This is a genomic window from Lewinella sp., from assembly GCF_050633125.1.
GTDB lineage: Bacteria > Bacteroidota > Bacteroidia > Chitinophagales > Saprospiraceae > Lewinella.
In genome coordinates this window covers 1-8,836 of record NZ_JBOEFX010000215.1, presented here as the reverse complement: position 1 = coordinate 8,836, position 8,836 = coordinate 1, and the positions used below count along the sequence as shown (strand labels likewise).

The window sequence follows — 8,836 nt, the reverse complement described above, 5'->3', positions numbered from 1 at the left end:
CCCGCGAGTGAAACGAGCACTAATAAACTATCGAAATCTCTCCCTGTATCTGACTGGTCGTACCATTGATCCATTCCAGCTCAGCAGCGTAGATGTACAAGCCTGAAGGGAGTAGGTCTCCGTTGTAACGCCCGTTCCAGGCACGGTCAGAACTATTGGGAGCCAAGTCTTTGACTTCGTAAACCAAAGCGCCCCAGCGATCAAAAATGCGCATTGTTGTAATATTGGCAATAGAGCCCTTGTCGTAAATTACAAACCTATCATTGGTGCCATCTTCATTTGGAGAAATCGCATTAGGAACGTAAAAGGCACCCTCTGGACGAACGGTTACAAGTAGCGATGCTTCCGCTTCACAACCGTTTAAGTCACGAATCAGCAGGGTATAATTAGTTGTTAATTCTGGCTGAACAGCCCATTGCTTGTTACTTATTTGTAGGCTGTCAGGTAGTGGGGGGAACCAGATCAAAGTATCCAAAAGTTCCAATGGAGGGTTACTTATCACAGATATCGTTACAGATTCTCCTAAATTGATGACCTCTTCCTGGTTTGATTGAAGCTCTAACATAGGGTTACTAGGCTCAGAGAGATTTGCATTCTCCATTTCTTCACAACCACCAGCATCTTGTAGTTGTACCGTATAATCGCCTGGCGCAAGTGCAGAAAATTGGTCAACGGCTGCGAAGTTTTCACCATCTATACTTGCCAAGAAAGGAGGTGTCCCTCCCGTTATGTTTTCGATTAAAATGGCACCATTATCAGGATCAAGACAAGGGGCAGGAACTGTTGTCAGAGAAAAGCTAAAGTCTCCACTTAAATCGTCAACCTCGGTAATGGCTTCAGCGAAGCAGTTCGTGTTTTCATCGCGGACAATAAGACGATAAGTGCCAGGTTCATCGACCTCAAGGCTAATGTCAAATTGACTAACGAACGGAATGTTATTCTGTGACCATTGATAAACAATGTTATTGCCAGTGCTTGTATTCGTTCCTACTAGGGTAATATCTCTGATAATACAATCAAGCGTTGCCGTTGCAGGTAGATCCGCAATAGGGTTGAGGTTAATATCAAAAGATTGGTAAGTCGTGTCACTAGGGCATACGCCGCCGCCATCTACCGTGTAAATGAAGGTATAGCTCCCTGCTGTACTAGTGGATAACTGTGTTGCATTACCATTAACAAGTAGCGTGCCTGTATTTGGGCCACTGAAATATTCCCACTGGCCGCCAAGGTCTTCATTGGTAACCAGCGTGCTCAATTCTACCACTGCAAAGTCTCCCGGGTTAATACAAGTGGTGAAAATTCCTGGAGAACCTGCATCTGGGGGGCTTGCTAGCGTAAATTGCCCATCCGACGATGAGGAACAACTATTGGTTGAAATTGTGTATTCCAGTGTATGAACGCCATTGGCAAGCGTTGCTGGATCAAAGGTGTTAATTGTACTTCCGTCCAATGTCCAGGTGCCACCAGTATCAGCGTTGGCGGATAGGTAGTTATTGGGGTCAATCGTACTAGCTGCGCCACAAATTTGGTTAGGAATAACGACATCTGAAACCAACTCCGTAACATTGATAGCAACACTAGCTGTAGTTGTACAGTAAGCTTGGAAGCTGATGTCATCCAGGGCGAAATCATTTCCAGCAGGTGTGAAATTGGTGTTTACTACACATATTTCTGCTGCTGTTGTTGTACCAGAAGACCACTCAGCGGAGAACTGTTGCCAGTTGCAGGTATTGGCGCTCGCGTTAAAGGGAGAGCCCAATTGAACGCCGTTGACCGAAAACTGTAATTGTGCAGGATTCTGCGACGTAACGGACGTCACCCAAGCGCTGAAGAAATAATCGGTATCGGTATCTACGGTGATGTTTTGGCACCATATATTACTGGCATCACCACTGGCGTTTACGACCATCATGTTGCCGCCGCCGGAGTGATCGTTACAATTGGCAAATTGATTATGGGTGCTTCCAGCATTGGTAGCAATGGCATATTGTCCTTCATTGCTTAGTAAGCCTACGCCCCCGCCGGTACCGTAGATGTAATCGCTGGTAAAGCCCGTATCACCGGCACTAAAATCGCCATTAGTGATCAGGTTGTCATCCGAAAGGCTAAGGACACTTAGCGTGTAGACCGTTGAATCCGTAACATTGGCAGTCGTGATGAGTTGATTAGGATCATCAAGACCAGTAATGGGGCTCCAGGTGAAAGATTCATAATCACCAGAGATGACAGGAAGTAATACACTTGAACCTGGCCCACAGAGGTTGACTTCAGGGTTGAGGTCAATCGTGACATTACAATTCTGGCTCCAGCCAATGCTCAAGAGTGCTAAAAAAAATACCGTAAAAAATGGTTTCATGTAGACGATGGATTTAAAGACTATAATTTAGCCTTACCAAAAATTAATTGGTTGCGATTCAGATAGTGAAACGCATAAATTCATCCTTAAGACATACTTAGTGTGCAAATATACAGAAAAAGTAGAGGTTGTTATTCAAAGTCTTCCTCATCGCCAAGATTTAGCCGAGCACCTGCCAATTCACTGAGCGCGTGTTGATCGCCAATTTCTCTAGCGACTTTCATTCCTTCTGAATAGGTATCCCATGCTGCTTTTTCTTGCTGTAAAACTTCATTTAATTTCCCGAGATGATAATAGAGACCTACATATTTAGCGTCCTTTTCTTTGAGTTCTAAATAATGCTGTAGCGCTGTTTCTAACTGGCCAAGACCTTCATATTCCTTAGCAAGTGCAAAGAGAATAAAAGGATCATTAGGAGAATCTTTATAAAAGGTAAGCAATTGTGTTAAACGAGCTGAACTCATAGCCGAGAAATGTGTTTTAATTCAAGTTAGCGAAAATTCGCTACCTCTCTTTAGATTAGCGTCCAATTTAACTATATTTGCGGTGCTTCAATAAAACCACATAAGAAATGAAATTACTGGTTTGCGTCAGTAAAACGCCAGAGACCACCACAAAGATTACTTTTAATGGTGATCAGACCGCTCTCGATACCAGCGGAGTCCAATATATTATGAACCCCTACGACGAATGGTACGCATTGGTTCGTGCGCTAGAGCTCAAGGAAGCTTTAGGAGGAACCGTTACGATCATCAACGTAGGCCCCGCAGCGAATGACCCTGTTATTCGCAAAGGTTTGGCCATTGGTGCCGACGAAGCGGTACGGATCGACAAAGAAGGCAGTAGTAGCCTGGATGTTGCTCAACAAATTGCAGCTTACGCTAAGGACAATAGCTTTGATATCGTATTCTTTGGTAAAGAAACGATTGATTACAATGGTTCGGAAGTAGGAGCGATGACAGCAGAGTTGTTGGACATGCCTTTTATTTCCTTCGCCACCAAATTGGAAGTGGAAGGGAATACTGCTACAATTACCCGCGATATCGAGGGAGGTGAAGAAACGTTGGAAGTAGCAACGCCGTTTGCTATAAGTGCTGCGAAAGGTCTTGCAGAACAGCGTATACCTAATATGCGAGGCATCATGATGGCTAAACGCAAGCCGCTTAATGTTGTCGCGCCTGTAGATACCAATAGCTATACACAAGTTGTAAGCTACGACCTTCCGGCAGAGAAGTCAGCTGTAAAGTTAGTTGATCCTGAAAACATGGATGAACTGGTACGCTTGTTGAGCGAAGAGGCGAAGGTTATTTAAGCTTCATTACCTCTTTGTTACAATCTATTTTAAAGAATATTCCTCCGGGAAAGAAAATATAAAATCATGGTTCTAGTATTTGCCGAAAGTGTAAACGGAACATTTAAAAAAGCTGCTTTCGAAGCAGTTACCTACGGTTACCAGACTGCTGAAACCTTAGGTGTTGCCTGTGAGGCAATTGTATTGGGCAAGGCCGAAGGTGCCGGTGTTTTAGGAAAGTATGGCGCTGCAAAAGTTCACCAGGTAGCTGATGATAGCCTCAACCAATTAGATGGGCAGGTTTATGCAGCTGTAATAGCTGCCGCTGTAGCGCAACTTGGTGCTAAAGTGGTGATCATGAGTCATACCTCTACAGGTAAGTCTATCTTAGGCCGCTTGGCTGCTAGGTTAAACGCTGGTTCTGTACCGGCTGCTAATGCTGTTCCAACCAACGAAGGCGGTGTTTTTGCAGTTCGCAAGCCTGTATATTCTGGCAAAGCGTTTGCTAATATTGCCATTTCTTCTGATATCAAGCTGGTCTCTGTTACTGGCAACTCTATCCCTCCGGTAGAAGTAGCTGGAGAGGTTGCCGTAAGTGCATTGGATGTTGCCGTGCCTGCAAGCCGTATCACGGTGAAAGAAGTTTCGCGTATGGAAGGCGTTACGCCACTACCTGAAGCAGAGCTGGTTGTTTCTGCTGGTCGCGGGATGAAAGGCCCAGAAAACTGGGGTATCATCGAAGCTTTAGCCGAAGAACTTGGAGCTACCACTGCTTGTTCTCGTCCAGTATCGGATGTGGGTTGGCGCCCTCACCACGAGCACGTTGGACAAACGGGTATTGCCATTCGTCCTAACCTTTACATTGCCGCTGGTATCTCTGGTGCTATTCAGCACTTGGCCGGTGTCAATAGCTCAAAAACCATCGTTGTGATAAATAAAGACCCGGAAGCACCTTTCTTTAAAGCTGCTGATTACGGGGTCGTAGGCGATCTCTTCGATGTGGTACCACGTCTGACTGAAGCTATCCGTAAGCACAAGCAAGGATAAAAGAAGTTGGCGATAAGCGTCTGACCGCTAAAAAAAGTGGCATTTACCGATTGGTAGATGCCACTTTTTCATTTTCCTTATGAGAGTTTTGGCCCAAAACTACTCGTATTCAAAAAAGAAGACTCCTTCTATGTTTTCTAAAAATAGCGTCGAGTATACCCAATACCGATTTTGTAATACGGCATTAAAAGCGACCTTCACCTTAAACCCTCGTGCAGGTAAGTAGCTTACATTATCTTCGTAAGGCTCTATTTCTAGTATCCGGAAAGAGCTATTTTCATTGTCCGCATCCGCAGAAGTACCTTCAATACGCCAGTAGTTCCAAGGCACTAAATCCTGGTCTTCCTGACTCCTAAATCTTTCGGAATAACCGACCTCGACTTCTCCTGGATTTGTCCCGAAATCATACTCTCTGCCTATTTCTAAAAGCGCTTCTAATTCTTCTTTGGTAAACTTCCTGTCTACTTCAGAAGCGGGGCGGTCTGAGCTTATTTTTACGTAAATACCCACACTGCTGTTTAGTCGATTAATAGGAGAGAGGTTTCCTACTCGAAAAGCTCTGGCATCAGAAAGAACAGCAGAAGCAATATACTTTTTGCCGTTTTCTTCCCTGACGGCTGAAGAAGACCCCCAGGTGATATCAGGGTTTCCATACAACGATTCTCCACCCTTAAAATCAATGATATAAGAATAATCATCCTGATAAAAGATTTCTCCTTCTACCCAGAAGTCAGATTCCGATGGAGGAGGAATAATCTCCGATTCGTACTCGTAATCTTTCTTACAAGAAAAGGTGCCTAGGAAAAGAAGAAAACAGATGGTATATAAGCATTGATATTTCATAATAGTTGGCTTTGAAGGTTTAAAGGTTCCGGGTTACTGATGGTTTAGAAATAGTGCTGTACAGCAAGTTGTACATCTGAATTAAGGTGTGTTTTAGTATCATTATACAAGTTATCAGGCGTGATGTCTCTCAGCCCTTGTGTATACCTAATACTCAAGAACCACCGACTGCCGAAAGCGTGTTCCGCTCCCACTATGAAGCCAATATCACTATTCCAAAACCCTTTCTCTGGAACTCGTAGAGATAAGGATTCACTATAGCGGTCATACCCAGAAGAACTATATGCTATGTCGTGTGGTGTAATAAAACTGTAGCGAGCACCGAAAGATAACCCGGTACGATTGGTAACTGCGTATTTCACCATTACAGGAAGCTCCAGTGCAATGTATCCTTGGTAGCTCCGCTCTACGACTGCTGTGCCCAAAAAACCTAAAGAACTATACACGTCCTCTTCGTAACGTTGGGTTACATCGTAATTCGTGACAGGCTTTAACTGTGCCTCGACTTGAAGTTCCCACTTGGGATTGATGGTTTTCCTGGCAAAAATCCCGATAAACGGAAGAGAAGACATTGTTTTACGTTCATAGTCGGTAACAGTAGTACTCATACCGAGTGTCACGCCAAGGCGCCATTTGCTAGGGGTATTAGGATCGGAGAAAGACATGTCCTCCTTGTCTTTTTCTGTTTCTGAAGCAGGTATTATCCTAAGCGTCGGTATGGGAGAGACCGATGAGTTGTTAGATATACCTTCCTCCTCTTTTGGCTCTTGAGTAATCCCTGACTCTTGGCTGGTTAGTACCGGTGGAGTGTTTGCACTTTCAAGTGTTTTTCCAGTTGCTGCGTCGATNNGCTTTTTTCTTTTTGAAGAATAAGGTCCTCTGTTCGATCTGTGGCTACAGGTTCTGTTGCTGTATCTGTATAAGAGGGCGTTTTTTTATCAGCCTCACCAAAGACTCCTTCTTGTGCTTGTACTTGCTTTTGTCCATCGATCTCAACCTTGCTTGTTTTTAGCGTAGTCTGCGAGGCATTTTCAAAGTCTATTGCAGTACTTGTTTCTACTGCAGTCTGGCGCTGATTTATGCCTAAATACTCCCTCGAAACTAAGGCCAACGATGTGCCTAAGATCACAAGCAGGAGGAGTTTTGGGAGGGATTTGCCATTAAAAAAGCCAGGTGGTTTTAACCCTGCTTCTAATATAGTTTCCATTTCACCCCAATCTGCTGGTGTATATTCATCTGGTTCGTAGTCTTCAACCAGTGATTTAATCTTTAGCCAGCTATTATCTTGATTATTTTCCATTTCAATTCGCTTAAACATAATTAAAAGAGATTTGCATTGACTCCATTCTTAGCGCTGGTAGTCTTTCAAGAGAACCTGCAATTCTTTTTTTGCAGAAGAAAGGTACCATCGAGAGGTGCCTTCACTTATTCCCAGTTTCTCCGCTATTTCATGGTGTTTATAACCATCAATATTATGCATGCTGAATACTAATCTACTCGTCGGTTTTAGTTGTTGAATACAGGCGATAATGTCTTTTGCCGCTATTTTGCTGAGCGTGCCCTCTTTTATGGCAACGTCAGGAGCAGAAGACAGGTTGGTGAAGTGTGTCTTGTATCGGCTCTGTTTTCGGCAAAAATCGATGCATTCATTCACCGCAATTTGAGTCAACCAAGCACCGAAGGCACCTTTACGGCTGTATTGTTGAAGGGAGCCAAATGCTTTTAGGAAAACAGCATTAACAACTCCTTTGGCTTCTGCCTTGTCTTTGGTGTAACGCAGACAAGTGCCGAAGATCTGGTTGTAGAACTTCTGGTACATTTGCTTTTGAGCTTGCCGTTGGCCTTTCAAGCACCCAGTAATGATGTTGTCTAAATCTGACATGTTTTCTTTCGCGGGTTCTCTCTTTAGGACTCCAAACCTGTCTAGTTTTACATCTATGTCATAAATAGCCATAAAGTAAGTTGTTTTCTATTCACTTAGCCGTAATTGCTAAAATCCTAGACCAGACGTAGCTGAAGAGGAAAACGTTGGAGCTTTTTTAGTTTTTTTTTAAAAAAATGTCAAATCTACCGACAGATTGTAGCCAAACGGCTCATGAAAAGAAAGATATTTCAAGGAGACATAGAGCGTTTGTGCTCCAAGAGAACATTTCTTAAACTACCCCCTGAATAATTCTTAATTGAAGATAATCTATCCTCCCTATACAAATTTCAACTATAGCAAAATCAAATCTCTATACCCTATACTCAGTACCTTGTACGGTGATTTTTGCCTAGTGCACAGATTACTATTGCATAACCGACAAAGGCAAGAATCACCCTACTTGTACCCATACTTCCCTTTCCACCAAGCTGCTAACTGCTGCCAGATTTTTCTTTCTGCGGGGTTGTTCTGAGGTTTGTAAAAAACTTTTCCTTTTATTTCTTCTGGCAGGAATTCCTGTTCTACAAAGTTGCCGGGGAAATCGTGGGAGTATTTGTAACCTACGCCGTAATCGAGATCTTTCATCAGTCGGGTAGGGGCGTTGCGAATGGGGAGCGGCACCCCCAGCGTACCTGTTTCTTTAACCGTTTTTTGAGCTTGGTTGATAGCCAAATAACTGGCGTTGCTTTTTGGTGAGGTGGCTAGGTATACGGCTGCTTGGGAAAGAATAATGCGAGACTCCGGAAAGCCTACCGCCTGAGCAGCCTGAAAGGCAGTGGTAGCCATGAGTAAAGCATTGGGGTTGGCCAAGCCAATATCTTCAGAAGCAGAGATGATCAATCTTCGGGCAATGAACTTGACATCTTCTCCGCCTTCAATTAAACGTGCCAGCCAATAGACGGCGGCATTGGGATCACTGCCTCGAATGCTTTTGATCAATGCGCTGGCAATATCATAATGTTGCTCTCCTCCTTTATCAAAGCGGGTCATGTTTTCCTGTACGCGCTGCCTTACGAGCTCATTGTTAATGACGAGTTTTTCGCCGGGCTGTACTTCGCTACAAACCAGCTCAAGGATTTGTAAAGTCTTCTTCCATCCCCTCCGCACAAATGCAAAATAGCCTCATATTCTTTGACTTCAATAGCTTGTTTGCTCAGGTATTCATCTTCTTTCAGCGCTTTGTCAACCATTGTTTTCAAGGCCTCCGTGTCGAGTTCCTTTAACACATAAACCTGCGCCCGTGAAAGTAAGGCAGCGTTGACTTCAAAGCTGGGGTTTTCAGTGGTGGCGCCTATTAGTGTCACTATCCCTTTTTCGACAGCCCCTAGTAAGCTATCCTGCTGGGACTTGCTGAAGCGATGAATTTCATCAATAA

Annotated in this window: 8 protein-coding genes and 1 pseudogene; 2 read left to right on the top strand and 7 right to left on the bottom strand. The window is 43.9% G+C overall.

Annotation, left to right across the window (positions count from 1 at the left end):
- Positions 1-19 precede the first annotated feature (19 nt).
- Positions 20-2,356 carry a gliding motility-associated C-terminal domain-containing protein gene (locus ACRBG0_RS28275; protein ID WP_431490179.1) on the bottom strand — a complete coding sequence of 779 codons (2,337 nt, stop codon included), beginning with the start codon at positions 2,354-2,356 and terminating at the stop codon, positions 20-22.
- 131 nt (positions 2,357-2,487) lie between these two features.
- The gene (locus ACRBG0_RS28270; RefSeq protein ID WP_431490178.1) at positions 2,488-2,820 is read right to left on the bottom strand and encodes a tetratricopeptide repeat protein; all 333 of its coding nucleotides are present in this window, start codon (positions 2,818-2,820) and stop codon (positions 2,488-2,490) included.
- A gap of 107 nt (positions 2,821-2,927) precedes the next feature.
- Between ACRBG0_RS28270 and ACRBG0_RS28265 the strand changes: the two genes are divergently transcribed.
- Together ACRBG0_RS28265 and ACRBG0_RS28260 are read left to right on the top strand one after the other, a co-directional pair.
- Positions 2,928-3,668: an electron transfer flavoprotein subunit beta/FixA family protein gene (locus ACRBG0_RS28265; protein ID WP_431490177.1), complete on the top strand. Its 741-nt coding sequence runs from the start codon at positions 2,928-2,930 to the stop codon at positions 3,666-3,668.
- A 66-nt stretch (positions 3,669-3,734) separates the two neighbouring features.
- On the top strand, positions 3,735-4,694 hold the full coding sequence (locus ACRBG0_RS28260; RefSeq protein WP_431490176.1) for an electron transfer flavoprotein subunit alpha/FixB family protein: 960 nt from the start codon (positions 3,735-3,737) through the stop codon (positions 4,692-4,694).
- A gap of 99 nt (positions 4,695-4,793) precedes the next feature.
- Here the strand turns inward: ACRBG0_RS28260 and ACRBG0_RS28255 are convergent, their stop codons facing one another.
- The 5 genes and pseudogenes from ACRBG0_RS28255 to ACRBG0_RS28235 all read right to left on the bottom strand — a co-directional run.
- Positions 4,794-5,537 carry a hypothetical protein gene (locus ACRBG0_RS28255; protein ID WP_431490175.1) on the bottom strand — a complete coding sequence of 248 codons (744 nt, stop codon included), beginning with the start codon at positions 5,535-5,537 and terminating at the stop codon, positions 4,794-4,796.
- 44 nt (positions 5,538-5,581) lie between these two features.
- A complete protein-coding gene (locus ACRBG0_RS28250) occupies positions 5,582-6,202 on the bottom strand; it encodes an outer membrane beta-barrel protein (RefSeq protein ID WP_431490180.1) in 621 nt (206 codons plus the stop codon).
- A gap of 185 nt (positions 6,203-6,387) precedes the next feature.
- Positions 6,388-6,855 (bottom strand): hypothetical protein (locus ACRBG0_RS28245; protein ID WP_431490174.1); only part of this gene is annotated, 468 nt, incomplete at its 3' end.
- Between the two features lie 30 nt (positions 6,856-6,885).
- Positions 6,886-7,491, bottom strand: coding sequence for an RNA polymerase sigma factor (locus tag ACRBG0_RS28240; protein WP_431490173.1), 606 nt, complete (start codon positions 7,489-7,491; stop codon positions 6,886-6,888).
- Positions 7,492-7,857: 366 nt separating this feature from the next.
- Positions 7,858-8,836 (bottom strand): annotated as a pseudogene (locus ACRBG0_RS28235) (replication-associated recombination protein A); the annotation flags it as partial.